Source organism: Acetobacterium sp. MES1 (assembly GCF_002237635.1).
In the GTDB taxonomy this organism is placed as follows: domain Bacteria; phylum Bacillota; class Clostridia; order Eubacteriales; family Eubacteriaceae; genus Acetobacterium; species Acetobacterium wieringae.
In genome coordinates this window covers 1-17,404 of sequence record NZ_MJUY01000021.1, presented here as the reverse complement: position 1 = coordinate 17,404, position 17,404 = coordinate 1, and the positions used below count along the sequence as shown (strand labels likewise).

At 45.9% G+C, this 17,404-nt stretch carries 18 protein-coding genes and 2 rRNA genes; 18 read left to right on the top strand and 2 right to left on the bottom strand.

Features of this window, described 5'->3' with window-relative positions; genetic code table 11:
• Positions 1-4 precede the first annotated feature (4 nt).
• From BI182_RS07710 to BI182_RS07700, 3 genes are all read left to right on the top strand, one after another.
• Positions 5-1,513: a Sapep family Mn(2+)-dependent dipeptidase gene (locus tag BI182_RS07710; protein ID WP_286806662.1), complete on the top strand. Its 1,509-nt coding sequence runs from the start codon at positions 5-7 to the stop codon at positions 1,511-1,513.
• 98 nt (positions 1,514-1,611) lie between these two features.
• The gene (locus BI182_RS07705) at positions 1,612-2,592 is read left to right on the top strand and encodes a biotin--[acetyl-CoA-carboxylase] ligase (protein WP_286806660.1); all 981 of its coding nucleotides are present in this window, start codon (positions 1,612-1,614) and stop codon (positions 2,590-2,592) included.
• Positions 2,593-2,604: 12 nt separating this feature from the next.
• Positions 2,605-3,174 (top strand): biotin transporter BioY, encoded by a 570-nt coding sequence (locus BI182_RS07700; protein ID WP_148637034.1) that lies wholly within the window; start codon positions 2,605-2,607, stop codon positions 3,172-3,174.
• Positions 3,175-3,227: 53 nt separating this feature from the next.
• On the opposite strand, the gene BI182_RS07695 is transcribed toward BI182_RS07700, so the two are convergent.
• Together BI182_RS07695 and BI182_RS07690 are read right to left on the bottom strand one after the other, a co-directional pair.
• A complete protein-coding gene (locus BI182_RS07695; RefSeq protein ID WP_286806659.1) occupies positions 3,228-4,586 on the bottom strand; it encodes a sensor histidine kinase in 1,359 nt (452 codons plus the stop codon).
• Positions 4,583-5,302 (bottom strand): response regulator transcription factor, encoded by a 720-nt coding sequence (locus tag BI182_RS07690; protein ID WP_286806657.1) that lies wholly within the window; start codon positions 5,300-5,302, stop codon positions 4,583-4,585. The genes BI182_RS07695 and BI182_RS07690 overlap by 4 nt, the downstream gene beginning before the upstream one ends.
• 146 nt (positions 5,303-5,448) lie before the next feature.
• Between BI182_RS07690 and BI182_RS07685 the strand changes: the two genes are divergently transcribed.
• From BI182_RS07685 to BI182_RS07615, 15 genes are all read left to right on the top strand, one after another.
• Positions 5,449-6,363 (top strand): ABC transporter ATP-binding protein, encoded by a 915-nt coding sequence (locus BI182_RS07685; RefSeq protein WP_228881861.1) that lies wholly within the window; start codon positions 5,449-5,451, stop codon positions 6,361-6,363.
• A complete protein-coding gene (locus BI182_RS07680; RefSeq protein WP_286806656.1) occupies positions 6,360-7,112 on the top strand; it encodes an ABC transporter permease in 753 nt (250 codons plus the stop codon). The genes BI182_RS07685 and BI182_RS07680 overlap by 4 nt, the downstream gene beginning before the upstream one ends.
• A gap of 3 nt (positions 7,113-7,115) precedes the next feature.
• Positions 7,116-7,850 carry an ABC transporter permease gene (locus BI182_RS07675; protein ID WP_286806654.1) on the top strand — a complete coding sequence of 245 codons (735 nt, stop codon included), beginning with the start codon at positions 7,116-7,118 and terminating at the stop codon, positions 7,848-7,850.
• 424 nt (positions 7,851-8,274) lie between these two features.
• The gene (locus BI182_RS07670; protein WP_070370610.1) at positions 8,275-8,514 is read left to right on the top strand and encodes a biotin/lipoyl-containing protein; all 240 of its coding nucleotides are present in this window, start codon (positions 8,275-8,277) and stop codon (positions 8,512-8,514) included.
• Positions 8,515-8,526: 12 nt separating this feature from the next.
• Positions 8,527-9,393, top strand: coding sequence for a lipoyl synthase (gene lipA / locus BI182_RS07665; protein WP_148637041.1), 867 nt, complete (start codon positions 8,527-8,529; stop codon positions 9,391-9,393).
• On the top strand, positions 9,380-10,360 hold the full coding sequence (lplA, locus tag BI182_RS07660) for a lipoate--protein ligase (RefSeq protein ID WP_070370608.1): 981 nt from the start codon (positions 9,380-9,382) through the stop codon (positions 10,358-10,360). Before lipA ends, lplA begins: the two co-directional genes overlap by 14 nt.
• Before the next feature lie 269 nt (positions 10,361-10,629).
• Positions 10,630-12,114: an arylsulfotransferase family protein gene (locus BI182_RS07655; protein WP_286806650.1), complete on the top strand. Its 1,485-nt coding sequence runs from the start codon at positions 10,630-10,632 to the stop codon at positions 12,112-12,114.
• Positions 12,115-12,140: 26 nt separating this feature from the next.
• The gene (locus BI182_RS07650; protein WP_070370606.1) at positions 12,141-12,512 is read left to right on the top strand and encodes an arsenate reductase family protein; all 372 of its coding nucleotides are present in this window, start codon (positions 12,141-12,143) and stop codon (positions 12,510-12,512) included.
• A gap of 105 nt (positions 12,513-12,617) precedes the next feature.
• Complete coding sequence (locus BI182_RS07645) at positions 12,618-12,818, top strand: hypothetical protein (protein WP_070370605.1); 201 nt, start codon at positions 12,618-12,620, stop codon at positions 12,816-12,818.
• A 351-nt stretch (positions 12,819-13,169) separates the two neighbouring features.
• Positions 13,170-13,763, top strand: a complete 594-nt coding sequence (locus tag BI182_RS07640) for a TatD family nuclease-associated radical SAM protein (protein ID WP_070370604.1) — start codon at positions 13,170-13,172, stop codon at positions 13,761-13,763.
• A 7-nt stretch (positions 13,764-13,770) separates the two neighbouring features.
• Entirely contained in the window at positions 13,771-14,523 is a 753-nt protein-coding gene (locus tag BI182_RS07635) for a peptide arginase family protein (protein WP_070370685.1), read from the top strand.
• 58 nt (positions 14,524-14,581) lie between these two features.
• Positions 14,582-15,382, top strand: a complete 801-nt coding sequence (locus BI182_RS07630) for a hypothetical protein (protein WP_286806647.1) — start codon at positions 14,582-14,584, stop codon at positions 15,380-15,382.
• A 50-nt stretch (positions 15,383-15,432) separates the two neighbouring features.
• Positions 15,433-15,549, top strand: a 5S ribosomal RNA gene (gene rrf / locus BI182_RS07625).
• A gap of 410 nt (positions 15,550-15,959) precedes the next feature.
• Positions 15,960-16,802, top strand: a complete 843-nt coding sequence (locus BI182_RS07620) for a pirin family protein (RefSeq protein WP_070370602.1) — start codon at positions 15,960-15,962, stop codon at positions 16,800-16,802.
• A 458-nt stretch (positions 16,803-17,260) separates the two neighbouring features.
• A 16S ribosomal RNA gene (locus tag BI182_RS07615) occupies positions 17,261-17,404 on the top strand; the annotation flags it as partial.

Sequence of the window (17,404 nt, the reverse complement as noted above, 5' to 3'; positions counted from 1 at the left end):
AAAAATGAGTAAAATACTAACGAAAAAAAAGATCCCTCTGGGCCGTTATCGGCATTACAAGGGCAATGAATATGAAGTCATCGGCGTTGCAACCCACAGTGAAACGCAAGAAGCCATGGTGGTTTACCGGCCATTATATGGTGAAGGCGGTTTGTGGGTGCGTCCGGCAGCGATGTGGAACGAAATCCTGGAAAAGGATGGAAAAATCGTCAGGCGCTTTGAATATCTGACTGACAAAAAAGTGGCGACAGAACCAGAATTGGATACAGTGGCCTTATTGCAGGATCTGAAAACGCTGTTGCAGATTAAGACGGTTAATGGCGATGCCGGTGAAATAACCGACGAAGCCCCTCTGGGAACTGGCATCAACGAAGCGCTGAACTTTGTCCTTTTACGGGGCCAAAGCTTTGGCATGCGCACCAAAAACTGCGATGGCTACTGCGGTTACGTAGAGTTTGGCGAAGGCCCGGAACTGGTGGCCGTGACCACCCACATCGATACGGTGGCGGTAGGGGAAGACTGGACCGTCCCCCCCTTTGACTTGACCATTGACGGCGACACTATTTATGGTCGGGGGGTGCTGGATGACAAGGGCCTGACGATGGTTTCGCTTTATGCGCTGAAAGAGTTAAAAGAAGCCAAGGTTTCGCTTGGTAAACGGGTGCGCCTGATTATCGGTGGCGATGAAGAAGGCGGTAACTGGGCCTGTATGAACCGCTATAAACAGACCGAAGAAGTCCCGGTCTGCTCGTTTTCACCGGATTCTGGCTATCCGGCCATCTTTGCCGAAAAAGGCATCATGAATATTATTCTGGAAAAAGAGCTGGATCACCAGACCCCGGCGCTTGTCTTTAGCGGTGGTGGTCAGATCAATTCGGTGCCGGATGCGGCCCAGGCCGTTTTTAATGGCCAGACTTTTGAAGCCAAAGGAAAATCGGCCCATGCCATGGAGCCGGAAAAAGGGGATAACGCCATCCTGAAACTGGCAGCAATATTGACGGCAGAAGGGATCACCCATCCAATCCTTACGCTCTTGGAGCGGGCTACCACAACCGGGTTTGGGATTGATCTATCGGATTCAGTATCGGGAGCGCTGACCTTAAACCCCGCCATTGTTCAAGTCGACGAAAACAAGGCGGTGTTGCGCTGTGATATCCGCTATCCGGTGACGCTAAAAAGCAGTGATGTTGTTGCGCCGATAAAAAAAGCGACAGCTGATCTGGGCTTTTGTTTGGAAATGGATCACGATGTCAAACCCCTCCATGTCGATAAAGACAGCTTTCTGGTAACCACCCTGCAGCAGGTCTATCAGGAATGTACCGGGGATATGGCCGAACCGATGGTTTCCGGCGGCGGTACCTATGCCCGGGCCTTTGACAACTCCGTGGCTTTTGGCGGTGGCTTTCCCGGCGAGGCCAACACCTGTCATCAAACCGATGAGTTCTGGAGCATTGAAAGTCTGGAAAAAAACTTTGAGATTATTGTCAAGGCCCTGGCAGTATTGGCTCAGTAAAAAGAAAACAGCAATGGCGAGAGTTATTGTCAACCAATAGTTCAAAAATGGTTGACAATAACTTTTTTTTTGTTTAGAATAACCCCAGAGGTGATCAAATGTCGACAAAATTAAAATTATTAAAAACCTTGGAAGAAAATAGAGAAAACTATTTATCTGGAGAAGTGCTGGCCAGCACCATGAACGTCTCCCGGTCGGCCATCTGGAAGGCCATTAAAGCGTTAAAAGAAGAAGGATACGAGATTGAATCCACCACCAACAAGGGTTACCGGTTAAAAAGTGAGTCGGATCTGATGTCGGCGGAAGGAATCCACCCCTGGCTGTCTCCTACCAATCAGGATCTTGAATTGATTGTCTACAAAACCATCGGTTCCACCAATCAGGAAGCCAAAAAATTGGCACTGGAAGGGGCCAAGACGGGAACCGTTATTATTGCCGAAGAGCAAACCCAGGGGCGGGGCCGTATGGGCCGTTCTTTTTACTCACCGCCAAAAAGCGGGGTTTATTTAAGTCTGGTGCTGCGCCCCGAGGTGGCCGCCCGGGATGCCGTGCTGTTAACTACCGGGGCATCGGTAGGGGTTTGCCGGGCCATTAAAAAAGTGACGGGGATCGATACTCAGATTAAGTGGGTCAATGATATTTACCGGGACGACCGGAAAATTGTGGGGATTCTCACCGAGGCGGTGACCAATTTTGAAAATGGACAGTTCGAGTTTGTGATCATCGGCATCGGCCTGAATTTCAAGCAGCCGGAAGCGGCTCTGCCTAAGGAACTGGAAGACATTGTCGGGACACTATTTAATGAAAAACCCGATGCCCTGACCCGTAACCGGCTGGCAGCGGAAATTATCAATGAGGTGCTGAGTATCTGTGACGATTTAACCAACCGGGATTTCCTGGCAGAATATAAAACCCATTCCATGGTTTTAGGAAAACAGATTAAGGTTTTCCGGAACAATCAGTGGGAAGTGGCAACTGCCCTGGATATCAGCGACGAAGGTGGATTAATGATTAAAAATCAATTTGGACAAATCGAAACCCTGAACACCGGGGAAATCAGTATCAGAAAATTAGAATAAAGGATGGAATAAATGCTAGAAAAAAATACAATTAATGTAAGAATGTTAGTACTTTGCGGATTGTTTTCCGCTTTGATCGTGGTCGGGGCGATGATTAAAGTGCCGCTACCGGGAATCCCCTTTACGCTGCAGACTTTGTTTGTGATTCTGGCGGGATTGCTGCTGGGCTCCCGGGGCGGCCTGATTGCCGTGCTGGTTTATATTTTTCTAGGCCTGGTTGGTCTGCCGGTATTTTCCGGCGGCGGTGGGCTGATGTATGTCTTAAAACCAAGCTTTGGCTATATTGTCGGTTTTGCCCTGGGGGCCTTTGTCACCGGTTGGCTGGCAGAAAAGAACACCAACAACGAAACCCTGCCGATGGTCATTGCTGCCCTGGCCGGAACGGCTGTGATCTACGGGCTGGGGCTAACCTGGTATTATATCATTGCCAATTACTACCTCAACACTCCGGTGGGGGCCGCCACGCTGATGATGACCGGCTTTGTGATGACCCTGCCAGGCGATCTGATTAAGATTGCCATTAGTGTGCTGCTGGCTAAACGTCTGGCCCCGGTGATTGCGCAAGGGATGCTCACAAAGTAATTTGTGTAAAAGCCGCTGGATTGAGTAGCATAGTCATAAAGACAGGATCGGGATTAAGTGCTAAAAAGAAGAGAAGTCGCACAGCCCTGTTGGGGCAAATTCTCAAAAACAATGTTCCCACCATGGATTTTCATGATTCGGCGAACAATGATCAGTCCCAAGCCGTGGTTTCCGAGTAACGGCGATTCATCCAATCCCCCTGAATTTTTAATAAGCTCAGGGGGATAGCCTTTGCCGTTGTCACTGACTTTAAGCACTAACCCATCTGTTGATTTGGTCACCGACAGTTTAATCGCACAGCCCCTGGGATTGTGACGGATGCTGTTGTCAATCAGGTTGGTCAGGGCCCGGCGAATCAGGGCCTGGTCACACAGTAGAATGGGGCCGTTGGCTTCCTCGGGCACATCGACGGAAAGTGAATAGGGCTCGGGGAGACCGTCATTGATGAAATCCACTGCCACCCCCCGGATTAGGGCAGCGGGTGAAATCGGAGCCAGTTCCATCGGTTGGGCATGGTACTCCAGTTTGGAGGCCAGGTTTAAATCGCTGATCAGGGACTTGATCCGTTGACTCTGTTGACGGATAATCCGGGCCTGATTTTGTTCGGTGGCGGGGAGGCTGGGGTTGCTTTCCAGTTCGCTGGCGTAGCCCATCACCATCGACAGCGGCGTGCGGATATCGTGGGAAACCCCGGCAATCCATTCCGTTCGAGCCTGATCCCGGTGAGCCAGTTGTTGTTCCTGCTGGCTGAGAATGACTGAAGTTTCATTAAGAATCCTTGACACTTCCCCGGTGACACCGCCGGTAGGCAGTGACAGGGGTTCTTTTTTTGGTAGGGCGGTAATGCCGTCATACAGGGGTTTTAGTTTGCGGTAAAGCCACAGTCCCAGAAACAAGGCCAGCGCCAGGGCCGACAGGACGTTTAAGATCAAAAAACCGGTCAGCAAACCTGGGACATGGGCAATGGTATCTTCGGTGGAGGTAATATTATATTTCCAGATGCTGTTTTTGGGGTCGCCTAAAACCAGTAAACCGTCGGGATGCTCCCAAACCGAGACCGGATAGTCGTTAAGATACCAACGGCTGAAGGAGGCCACATCGGTAAGGGTGTAGTGCCGGGGAATATCTCCGGGCAGGTTTTTATCCCAGATCACCTGACCATCCCGGCTAATCAGCATCGCCCAGGCATATTGTTCTTCCATCATCGTGGTGGCAGCGGCATTAAGGGTATAAGTTCCATCGACGCTCGAGAGGCCATCGGAAATATCGGCAATGGCGTATTTAAGGGGCTGACTGCCGGAGTATTTAAACATCCAGTTGGTGGTAAAAGCCATATTGATGGCCACCAGAAGCAACGCAATGGCAGCGGTCAGCAGTATCGAACGGGTGATGATTTTTCGCAGACTCTTCATTGCTTGTTTTCCCTGGCCAGTTTATAACCCATACCCCGAACGGTCAACAGGTATTGGGGTTGGGAGGGATCCACCTCGATTTTTTCCCGGAGCCGCCGGATGTGAACCATCAGAGTATTTTCGTAGCCATAGAGATCATCATCCCAGGCGCTGCGACAGAGGCTGTCAGCCGTGACGATATGGCCCTGATTTTCCCAGAGCTTTTTCAGTAGGGCATGCTCTTTGGCGGTCAGGGCTTTGTCACCATCAGCGGTTTTGACGATACCGCTTTTAAAATTGACGGTCACCGTTCCCAGTACCAGACATTCCTCTGCCGTTGGCTGAGCCTGTCGCGGCTGGTAAACCCGCCGCAGGATTCCGCTTAAACGCAGCACCAGTTCCCGGGGCAAAAAGGGTTTAGTAATATAGTCATCGGCACCCAGTCCCAATCCCAGAAGTCGATTTTCATCCTCATCCCGGGCCGACAAAAAAAGCATTGGCACATTTGATTGCAGCCGCAGCTCCTGCATCAGCGAAAACCCGTCGCCATCTGGCAGGGTTACATCGAGAATCGCCCCATCGGGCTTTTCCAAAGCAAAAAGTGCCCGGGCCTGCTGGCAGTTTTCGGCGCTGAGCACCCGAGCAAAGCCCGCCTGATGGAGGATTGCTTTTAATAGATTGATAATTTCCGGTTCGTCATCGACAACCAGAAGTTTTGCGTCAAAGATTGTTTTCATCCGAATCACCTCTTCGTTATTATACCTGAAAAAATAGTTGCTGTTAGTGGATGACCTTAAAATTAAGGTAAACGTAAGGCCGGGGACAATCCGCCGTAAGGTTCATCGGCTATCATAACGGTATACAAAAAGAAGGAGTGCATATTATGAACAATATTATCGAGACGGAGGGGCTCAGCAAACAATATGGCAATGTTTATCGGGTCAAAGATGTGGATCTGTCGGTTCCGGAAGGGGCGATTTATGGGTTTCTGGGGCCTAACGGCGCCGGGAAATCAACGACGCTTAAAATGATTCTGGGCTTGACCAAGCCCACGGCGGGGGCGATCACCGTTTTTGGAAAACGGGTCAACAGCAAAAACCGGCTGGAAAATCTTAAGCATGTCGGTTCGTTGATTGAATCGCCCAGCTATTACGGTCATTTAACCGGAGCAGAAAACCTGCGGATCTTTCAAACCCTTCGGGGGGTACCCAAACAGAACATTGCTGACGTTTTAAAAATTGTCCGGCTGGAGAACCAGCAGCACAAAAAAGTCAGCCAGTATTCGCTGGGAATGAAACAGCGCCTGGGGTTGGCCAGTGCCCTGTTGGGTTATCCCAAACTGCTGATTCTGGATGAACCCACCAATGGGTTGGACCCGGCCGGGATTTCGGAAATGCGGGAGCTGATTCAGTCGCTGCCGCAAAAATTCGGGATGACGGTGGTGGTCTCCAGCCACCTCTTAAGTGAAGTTGATCAGCTGGCCACCCGGGTGGGAATCATTCGGGAAGGCGAGCTGGTTTATCAGGACAGCCTGACCAAACTCCATCAGTACAGCAAACAGCATTTGGCAGTGCGCACCTTAAATAATGAGGTAACCAAAGCATTCCTCAGTCAAAACGGCGTGACCTGGGAAGCCGAGGACGATTATCTGATTATCCCGCAGATGAGAGATACGCGGATGGCTGAAATCAGCAAAGCACTGGGACAGAATAATATTGGTTTAGTTCGGATTGAAGAACGTAAAAAAAGCCTGGAGGATATTTTCCTGGAGTTGACTGGAACGGCGGTGAGCTTATGAGCGCCGCAATTTGGATGGAGGTTTTAAAAGCAAAGGGCCGCAAGATCTGGCTGGTGGTGGCGATAATGATGGCGGTTCAGCTGCTCTGGGCGGGCTGGGCTATTTCCAACAAGGATGCCAATGATCTGGCCCAGGGCTGGCTATTTTTTCTCTACCAGTTTCCGATGCTTAACTGCATCATCATGCCGGTGATCGCCGCAGTGGTGGCTTCTCGTCTTAGCGATGTGGAGCATAAGGGTCAAACCTTTAAGCTGTTGGAAACCATTATTCCGACCAAGCGGATCTTTGCGGCTAAGTTTATTTGGGGCAGTATCTATATGCTGGGTGCCGCCTTGGGCCAGCTGGCGATTATGATCGGCATGGGCGTCGTTCTGCATTTTGGTGGGCCAGTGCCTTGGGGGGCGCTGGTTGGGTATCTGTTGTTTACCCTGATGGTGAGTCTGACTATCTATGTCTTTCAACAGGGGGTCTCAATGCTCGTTGCCAATCAGATGGTGTCGATGACATTGGGACTAATTGGTGGATTTATTGGTCTGTTTAGCATGTTTTTCCCCCAGGGATTTCAAAAACTGGTTCTGTGGAGCTATTACGGGGTGTTGATGCAGGTTGGCATGAATTGGGATCCGATCACCCGAGCCACTGATTTTTATTGGAAGGCCATTGATTGGCCGGGGCTCGGCCTGATTTTGGTTTTCTTTGGGCTGATTTATGGCGTCGGCCAGATGTTATTTGTCAGAAGGGAGGTCTGAGCGATGTTAATACGGGCTTTACAAGCGGAAATGATCAAGATGCGACACAGTCCGATGTGGCTGGCTTTTTTACTGATTCCCATTATTCCGGCCTTTATGGGAACCTTCAATTATCTCAACAACCTGAGCATGCTGGAAAATAAGTGGTACAGCCTGTGGACCCAGCATACCCTGTTTGCCTGTTATTTTTTCTTACCGGTATTGATTGGGATTTATGCGTCCTATCTGTTTCGGCTGGAGCATGCCAATCATAACTGGAATGCGGTATTGACTGCCCCGGTTCCGATAACACAGCTATTTATGGCAAAACTGATAATGGGTTGGTTAATGGTGATTTTGACCCAGATCTGGATGGGACTCTTGTTTATCTTTTCGGGATTATTAGCGGGGCTTTCGGATCCGATTCCCCCGGAATTACCGCTCTGGCTGTTATTTGGTGCCTTGGGTGGCATGGTGGTATGCGCTTTACAGCTGAGTTTATCATTGGTGATTCGCAGCTTTGCGGTGCCGGTGGGAATTGCTCTGATGGGCGGGATCGCCGGGTTGGCACTACTATCGCAAGGCTATGGGCTCTACTTTCCCTATGCGCTGATCACCCTAGGGATGCGGGCCAATGATCCGGCGGCACCGATGGCGGTGGGTGAAATTGCCTTTCTGGTTGCCTGCGCTATTTTTACATCGGGGTTTTGTCTATTTGCCATCACTTGGTTAAAACAGCGGGATGTGGTGACGGGTTAATCAATTGAATCCAAGCATAAAGCAAAAATAGGCCTGTGTTGAGCGGTGACGATTATTGCCAAACACTGGCCTTATTGATTTTAGGTTATTTTAAATTGGCGGCGGGGTTTCTTAAAAGGTCAGAAAGATGAATAAATTAAAGTAGACGATCAGGCAAACCTCAGGTAAAATTAAGTCAATCCGGGATGTCAGATATGCGGCAAGCCTGAAATTAAGTAATCGACACGAACAGGCCGGTTTTTGACAGCGTCCATACCGACAGCGATGATCGCTTTGCCGGGAAGAAACGAGGTGGGCGGGCAATCCCCAAAAAGATAGATAATCTAACTAAATATTTTGTGAAATAGGGGTAACTGCGAAACAAAAGCAATGATGACTCTGCGTTTAGTTTTCACAAGAACAAAAAATAAAAAGGAGAAATGGTGTGAAAAAAAATATTCAAATGCCAAAATTAAGTGAACAAATGGAATCGGGAGTCTTGGCGTCCTGGAACAAAGAAGTGGGAGAGGTGGTCGAAAAGGGTGAGGTGCTTTTCGAAATTGAAATGGACAAGGTTGTCAGCGAGGTTGAAAGCATGGAATCCGGTGTTCTGGAAGCAGTTTTTTTTGAAGAAGGCGATGAAATTAAAGCCGATGAAATAATTGCGGTTATCAATTGCGATTGATCAGGGGATAAAATGAAAAAGAAACCAGAATGGTTAAAGGTCAGCTATAATAAAGCGGCTGTCGAAGAAGTGAATGGGCTGATGGCTAAACTGAAACTCAATACCGTTTGTAAGGAAGCCAATTGTCCGAATCTGGGAGAATGTTATAAAAAAAAGACGGCTACCTTTATGATCCTGGGGAGAACCTGCACCCGCAACTGCCGGTTCTGTAATGTAACCAGTGGAGCGGTGGAACCGGTTGATCCCAAAGAGCCTCAGCATTTGGCTGAAGCAGTTAAGGAACTCGACTTAAATCATGTGGTGATCACCAGTGTCACCCGGGATGATCTTAAAGATGGTGGCGCCGGACATTTTGCCGATACCATCAGGGCGGTTCGGGAGCTTAACCCCGGGGTTTCGATTGAGGTGCTGATCCCCGACCTCCAAGGCGTACAGAGGGACCTGGATCGTATTATTGCCGCCAATCCGGATGTGATTAACCATAATGTGGAGACGGTCCGGGAACTTTATTCGGTGGTTCGGCCGGAAGCGGACTATGACCGATCGATGGCGGTGCTTGAGTATGTCAAAAAACAGGCGCCTCATATCAAAACAAAAACGGGGATTATGGTGGGCCTGGGTGAGACCGACGAACAGGTTTACCAGGTCATGGATGACAGCCTGAAAGTCGGCTGCGATATTTTTACCATTGGTCAATATCTGCAGCCATCGCCGCAACATCTTGAGGTTAAGGCTTATGTAATTCCGGAAAAGTTTGCGCAGTACAAGAAAATTGGCGAAGCCAAGGGCTTCCACTATGTTGCCAGCAGTCCTCTGGTGCGCAGTTCCTATCGGGCAGAAGAGGCACTTAAGGAAGGGAAAAACAATGATTTATATTGAAAATGATTCCACGGATCCTTTTTTTAATTTTGCATTGGAGTATTACCTGATTACCGAGAAAAATCTGCCGGAGGATCAGATTTTTATTTTCTGGCGAACCGAACCAACCCTGATGGTTGGTAAGTACCAGAATACCATCGAAGAAATCAACCAGAACTATGCCAAAGAAAATGGGATCAAGGTCGTGCGTCGCATTACTGGCGGCGGAACCATTTATACAGATATGGGAGGTTGGCAGTTTAGTTTTATCACCCGTGGTCAGTCTGACACGATCGATTTTAGCAAATATATCAGCCCGGTAATTGAGGGCTTAAAAAAACTGGATGTTCCGGCTGAATTCAATAGTCGCAACGATCTGGTTATTCAGGGTAAAAAGTTTTCTGGCAATGCTCAGTGCATGTTAAATGGTTATACCCTACATCATGGCTCACTGCTATTCAGTACCGATTTTGAACAGATGGTCAAATGTTTGACGGTAGATGATTATAAAATTATCTCCAAAGGGATCAAGTCGGTGAAGGAGCGGGTAACGAATATCTCCGATCATTTAACAAAACCGATTGATACGGATACCTTCAAAAAATTGATGGTCGACAGCATTATGCAAGGATCAAAAGAACACTATCAACTGACGGATACCGATCTGGCCCGAATCAAGGCCATTGCCAAAGAAAAGTTTGCCAGCTGGGAATGGAACTATGGCAAATCCCCGAAGTTCAACATCACCAAGACCGGTCGATTTGATGGCGGAAAAATGGAATTTAAATTGGATGTCAATAAGGGAAAGATAACCGATTGTCATATCTATGGTGATTTTTTTGGAACCATGGACATTTCGGTTCTGAGTAATGCTCTGATTGGCGCTGATTATGAAAAAGAAAGCATTAAAAAAGCCATCGCACAAGGTGATATTAAGCAGGGGTTTTATAACATCAATGTGGATGAGCTGGCAGATATTATTTGTTGACCATATTAAAAAGGCAATCACCCCATCTTTTAATCAAGGTGGGGATTTTTTATGCCAGTACGATCACGAAACGACCAGGCCTTTACCTTTTTGTGGGAATGCGTTACAATAGTCTGATGAATGGATGGTGAGTCTATTTAAAATGTCAAACAAGATCACATGAAAATTTAAAATAGGTGTGATAGAATCATTCGCATGCTTATAATACAAAGGCGTATTTTAACAAAAACGGCATATGAAATGATTGGGGATCAGAAGGAGATGAATTTATGGATAATTCAAGTAAATTTCTTATTGCATCAGTAAGCGCAGCGGTGCTACTGATTATTTTAGTCAGCTTTACCCTGGCCTACGCAGGGCGGGATAATACTCTGATGTCAGACAAAACGCTGAGCTTTGAAATCAACGGTTTTAATGTGGAACTGCCCCTTTCCGAAAACGATGCAGTGTACGACGCGGTCAGCTTAAGTAGTGTCACTGAAAATAAAATAAAATTAATCAACGAGGTAGGTGCCACCGTTAAAATAGACGGAAAGGGCATCGGTGCGGGCACAACCATGGATTTAAAATTGGATCAGCTTTCTTCAGGCGACCTCATCAAGATTCAGGTGGGCAATGAAAAGGACGAGCGGGTGATTTATTTAAGAACCCTGTCATCCCAGCTACCCGAAATTATTCCCGCCGGAACAAGTAGTTATGAGGGAAATTACTTTGCTGCGGTCGCAACCGGGGGGGCAGCGCTATACGAACTGAATGAAAAGGGTGAGGTGGTTTTTTACATCGCCAAATCCCCGGAGCAAGCTAAGGGTGAATCCTATCGGGATTTCAAGAAACATGTTTTGGAAAATGGTACCATTCGCTACAGCTACCAACGGGTATATGGTGACAGCAATGGAATCGGTTATGCGGTGGGAGAACGGGTGATCCTGGATGATCGCTATCAGGAAATTGACACCATTACCCTGGCTCAAAGTGAATTGACAAATGAAGGCGACCCGGTGGATGGTCGGGATTTTATTCTGATTGCGGATAACCATTATATTGTGGAAGCATCTCAATTAGTATTGGTTCAAAATGTGCCAGATGGTCTGGGTGCCAATACCATGGGATCAAAGGTAGTGCGAAATCTGATTCAGGAAGTCAAAGATAATCAGGTCGTTTTTGAGTTTACCACGGATTCCCATCCGGAATTTTATGGTCTTAGTGTCAACGACCATGATTACAGCAATACCACCAGCCAGAGTCCGGATTATGCTGGGTTCAATCGGATGATTATAGATCCGGCGGATAACAATCTGATTGTTTCTTTTGGAAACATGAACACCATCATGAAAATTGATCGGGAAACCCGGGATGTAATCTGGAAGTTATCGGGAAATGGTGATGAATTTGGGATGTCGCCGGAACAAAAAACATCGGGTCAAACGGATATCGCTATCACCGCCGAAGATGAATTAACAGTGTTTGACAATGCGACAAGTACGGGTCAAACGAGAGTGCTCAAAATAAAACTGGATGAAGTCAACAAGAAGATTTTGAGCTATCAGGAATACAAGATACCAGGAAAAACGACCCTTGCTTATGGTAGTGCTCAAAAAATTGGTGATAATATTGAAGTATACACCATCGGATGGGGGTTGCTCAAAGATGGTAACGTGGCGATTTCGGAAATAGACTTCAACACCGGTAAAAAACTGCTGGAAGTTACCTTGCCGAATGGTCTTGCCAATGACCGGGTGCAGAAGTTTAAATAGACAGTTGATAAGAACGGAGATCAATGATGAAACCACTATTTTTATGCTATCCTAAATGTTCAACCTGCCAGAAGGCAAAAAAGTTTCTGGCCGAAAATCGGATTGATGTGGAAGAGCGGCACATTGTCGAGGAACATCCCCGAAAAGATGAACTGCTGGCATGGATGAAGTTATATCCGGGTGATGCCAAAAAGTTTTTTAATACCAGTGGCCTGGTTTATCGGGAACTGGGCTTAAAGGACAAGGTGAAAACCATGACGCCCGATCAGATGGCTGAAGTACTGGCTACTAATGGGATGCTGGTCAAGCGACCATTGGTTATTTTGGCCGATGCCGTCCTGATCGGCTTCAAAGAAGAACAATGGCAAACGGTATTATTAACCGATAAGCGGGATTAATCCTTAAAGTGGCCGTTATTTTTTCCTATAAATCATTTGTAAGGGCAGCAGGGATGGTCTATAATGAAAAAAGGATTATTAATCGAATACAAAGGAGAAAGTTAAATGTCACGAAAAACCATTGAGAAATTTAGAAAACAACCTGAGACTGATGTGGTGGAAATAGTTGAAATGGAACTGACTGAATATACCTACCCCAAAAGCGGTACGGGGATTTGTCCTCAATGCGGCGGTAAAATGAACGGCCTAGGGCTTGACTGGGAATGTGAAGGCTGTGACTTAAAACTGGTGGGACCGGTATTCTAAAGAAACGAAACCAAATAGAGACGCACAGGAAGCATGTTTACCAATTATGTTGATTGGAAAATGTGCTTTTTTACTGAGTAAGAAAAGTAGTTTGGGGTTGTATAAACATCAGGAAATCTTAAATATTTCCCAATGACAAGAGGAATAATTAGAGATATTCATAGAAAATCATGTTTTTACGTGACATCATGGTTAAATATGGTAAAATGTTGATAACTTTTTATAAGATTTGTTTGAAAGCAATATGTGGAAAAATAATTTACCCACCGATTCCAACGTCCCATAGGTGTTTATGACGAGGATGGATACGTGCGAAAACGAAAGATATACAAATCTCTGGAGGAAAATAAAATGACGATTACCTATGAATTAGGGAAATCTTTATATGTGAACATAACGAATCGATGTAGCAATGCCTGTACGTTTTGCGTAAGAAAAGATGAACCGACAATTAATGGCGTTGATGATCTCTGGTTGGAGATCGAACCGACGCAAGAAGAAATACAAGCAGATATCTTAAGGCGGGATCTGGATCAATATGATGAGCTGGTTTTTTGTGGATATGGTGAGCCAACCTATCGTCTCGATGAAATTTGTGCCATCGCCAAGGAAGTGAAAAAGGTTCATTCCATTCCTATTCGACTCAATACCAATGGCCATGGAAACCTGATCTATAAAAAAGATATGACACCGCTTTTAAAGGATGCAATTGACGTGGTATCGATCAGCTTAAATGCAAAGAATAAAAAAGAATATGATGAATTATGCCGTCCGGTTTTTGAAGATGCCTATGAAGAATTGTTGGAGTTTGCGCGACTAGCAGGAAGATATACCAAGGTGGTGTTAACCATTGTCGATATCCTTCCGATCGAGGATCAGGAAGCATGTCGTCGGATTAGTCAGTCGGTTGGGGCAGAATTGCGAATCCGTTCCTATATTGACTAATGACGAGATGATTAGCGACGGGACAGAAAACGCTGTTGATACAAGTCACTGCAATTTAAAGCCCCGGGGCCTGAACATCGGCGGCAAAGAGATTTGGGTGGTGGATGACCATCAATATGTGCTGCTGATCTGGGGGCGTTTATTTCAAATCCAAAAACAGCCGCTGGTTCTGGTTAGTATTGATTATCATCCCGATACCAACCCGCCGTTTTGGCTATGGGCTTATCAAAAAGCCATGGCCATTGATCCCGAGCGGGAAACCGAGCTGGTGAAAAAATTTCAGAATAGAATGTTGTCTGCCCTGGAGCCGCTTAATTTAAACAGTGTCGAAATGACGATGGATCAGATGCGTAATGATGAGCATATCAATACAGCCATGGAATTGGGCTATCTGAGCAATTACCATATGATCAATTGTATGGAAAAACATGTTTATTCACAGGGACATCACTATCTGGTTCCGGAAAACCAGTTTGGGAGCCTTAAAGATGACATGTTTAAAAATATTGGACTGCCGCTTAAAAAAATCAGTAACGAGGCGTTGATTCTTGATATTGATCTGGACTATTTTTTGAGTCCGGAAAATTTTGAGCTGGATCTTAATCAAAACCGCATTTTTGCAGATCTGGTCAAACAGGCTCAGATGATTACCGTGGCCCGTTCAAAAACGTATTTTGATTTTTTAAAAACAGATCCGTTTACAATTGGAAGCTGTGAAGAAAAGCTCATCGACCTGCTGGAAAAAATCATCGGCAAATAAATACTAAAAATGACACAACAAAGCAGAATCTGGAATATGATGATGGGAGAGAGACTTTATGGGAAAACACAGTGAAGAAACCCGAATCATTGAGCAATCTAAAGACCAGTGTGAAGAGCGTTTGTTAGCTTTTGACACCGGTAAATATGAATTGAAGAACCATATCGTAGACAAAGAAGAAAGCCTGCTTGTTCTCCACACAAAAATCGTTTTTGCTGCCAATGGCCAGCGGATTACCATTAAGCTGCAATCGGCGGGTGACCAGATGACCGAAGTGTGCGTCCGGTCAGAACTGATTTCAAATGTGGTGATGAATGATCGTGGTGCAAATAAAAAAAATATCAACTCCATGTTCGGCTATCTTAATGAAGAGAACATAGCGAATCAGCATCGGAAGCCGGATAGAACCAGAAACGATCAGCGCTCCAAACCGAAAAGCAAGCTTTTTTTCTGGGATAAAAACGCCACAGCTTTAAAAATGTCGATGATGGCCAGTTATCTGGGGGGCTACCAGGAATTTGAAAAGCCTCTGAAAGGAACCCTTGAAATTCACCAAGCTGGCATTGACTTTGCCGTAATGGGTCCCAAATTTAGTATTCCGTTTTTGGAGATAAAATCCGTCACCATTGCTTCGACATGGGATATTGTAAAAAATCAGGCCTGGCGGGAGACCTGCTTCAAAGATGAACTCAAAAAAGATAAAACGGATCATGAAAAAGCATCGAAAAACAAACTGGTGGTTACCTATCAGAATGATTCGGGGCAAACGCAGTGTATTTTTAGAGCTGACACTTCCTATGAGGTGGAAAAGAGTGTTGTAAAAGCGCAAATGTTGATCCAGGAATTGATGGAAGATTAAAATTTAAAAAGGGCTTGACAAACCATAATACATGATGTAAACTAATATAGTCTCGTAACGATGGCGGAAGGGCCACACCTGTTCCCATACCGAACACAGAAGTAAAGTCTTCCAGCGCCGAAAGTACTTGGTGGGTAACTGCCTGGGAGGATAGGACGTTGCGGGGCTTTTGAATTTTTTGCCCAAATTTTGCAAAAATTTGGTATGCAGCTGAGCAGAGCGAAGCAAAGGTGCAAAAAAGAACGCAGTTGACGAGGGTTTGATCCGATAAGGATTAAACAAACCCGAGGAAACTACGATCATTTAAAATGAAGCCGTGCAAAAAAATAGATATATAATCATTGATTTAAGTTTACTTAAAAATCAATGGTTATATATCTATTTTTTTATGGGGCGAAGCCCCTAACGGAGGCGCAGCGATAGCTGCGACGGAGTTGCACGGCTTCATTTAGTGGCAGTAATGTTAAGAGCAGCCATCTGGCGACAAATAATTATTTCCCAAACAGGTTTAAATAAAGCTGCATACGGTATAATCCTAATCATAAGTTCAAAAAAGAAGAAGAAAGAAGGCGTTCATATGAAAGAAAGAAAAGTCATGCAAGTCGTTCAGGGTATAAGTGCAGTGGATGGGGCCGGAGTTCATCTGACGAGGGTCTTGTCCCATTCAACCGTAAAAGCATTTGACCCCTTCCTGATGCTGGATTCCTTTGATTCGAAAAATCCTTCAGATTACATCAAAGGTTTTCCAATGCACCCTCACCGGGGTATTGAAACGGTCACCTATCTGGTCGAAGGGTTGATCGAACATCAGGACAGCCTGGGAAACAAGGGTGCCATCGAATCTGGCTGCTCGCAATGGATGACCGGGGGTAGCGGGATTCTCCACCAGGAAATGCCTCAAGCTTGTGAAAGAATGCTGGGCTTCCAGTTATGGTTGAATCTGCCCAGATCCGAAAAAATGACGGAGCCCAAGTATTTTGAAATCAGAAAAGAAAATATTCCTCTGTATAAAGGGGATGGTTTTAATGTTGGGGTTATCTCTGGAATCTACGAAGGTGTAAAAGGTGCAGAACCCCATCACATCCAGGCGATGATTTTAGATGTGGTCGTTGAGCCGGAAAAATCAGTTAGGATTCCAACGCCCAAAGGTGAAACCGCATTCGCGTTTTTAATTGAAGGACAAGGTTTGGTGGCAGGAACCTTATATAAAGAGAAATCGGCGCTGTTGTTTAGCGAGGGCGAATATATTGAAATAACAGCCGATGACAAGCCCCTTCGTTTCGCAGTATTTTCGGCACCGCCGCTAAATGAACCAGTAGCCTGGGGCGGTCCCATCGTGATGAATACCGAAGAAGAATTAAAACAAGCCTTTGCCGATTTGGAAGATGGCAGTTTTATAAAAACACGTCCCCAACTCTAGGGGATGTGTTTTTATTAATTGGGAATGCAAGCGCAGAATGAACACGATGCGGTAGTGTCAAAAAGAAATGAAAAAAACTTTCAAAAACCAGTTGACAGGAGGGTGAAAAGAGCGTATACTAATGAAGTTGTCTCGAGTGAGGCAGCGGACACAGCTGAAACATTGAAATGAACTTAAAAGAATTTCAAAAAACAGCTTGACAATCACAAGAAACGACGATATAATAGAAAAGCTTCTTCAGTCGGAAACACTGAAAAAACGACGGAGTGGCAACGGTCATAGAAAAGAGAATAGTACCATAAAACCTGTAAAACAGCCAAAACATCCGCGAGGATGAATGAGGCTAAAATAGAAACAGAGAGATGAACTCTATAAAACATTAACTCGGTAGAGTATAAAATACGCTTTATTCAAAATGAGACAGCATTTGAAAGCCTAACGGCTTTAAATACAAACTTTTTATTGAGAGTTTGATCCTGGCTCAGGACGAACGCTGGCGGTATGCTTAACACATGCAAGTCGAACGAGACGGGATGGAATGACCCTTCGGGGGAATGAAATCTTAGAAAGTGGCGAACGGGTGAGTAACGCGTGGGTAACCT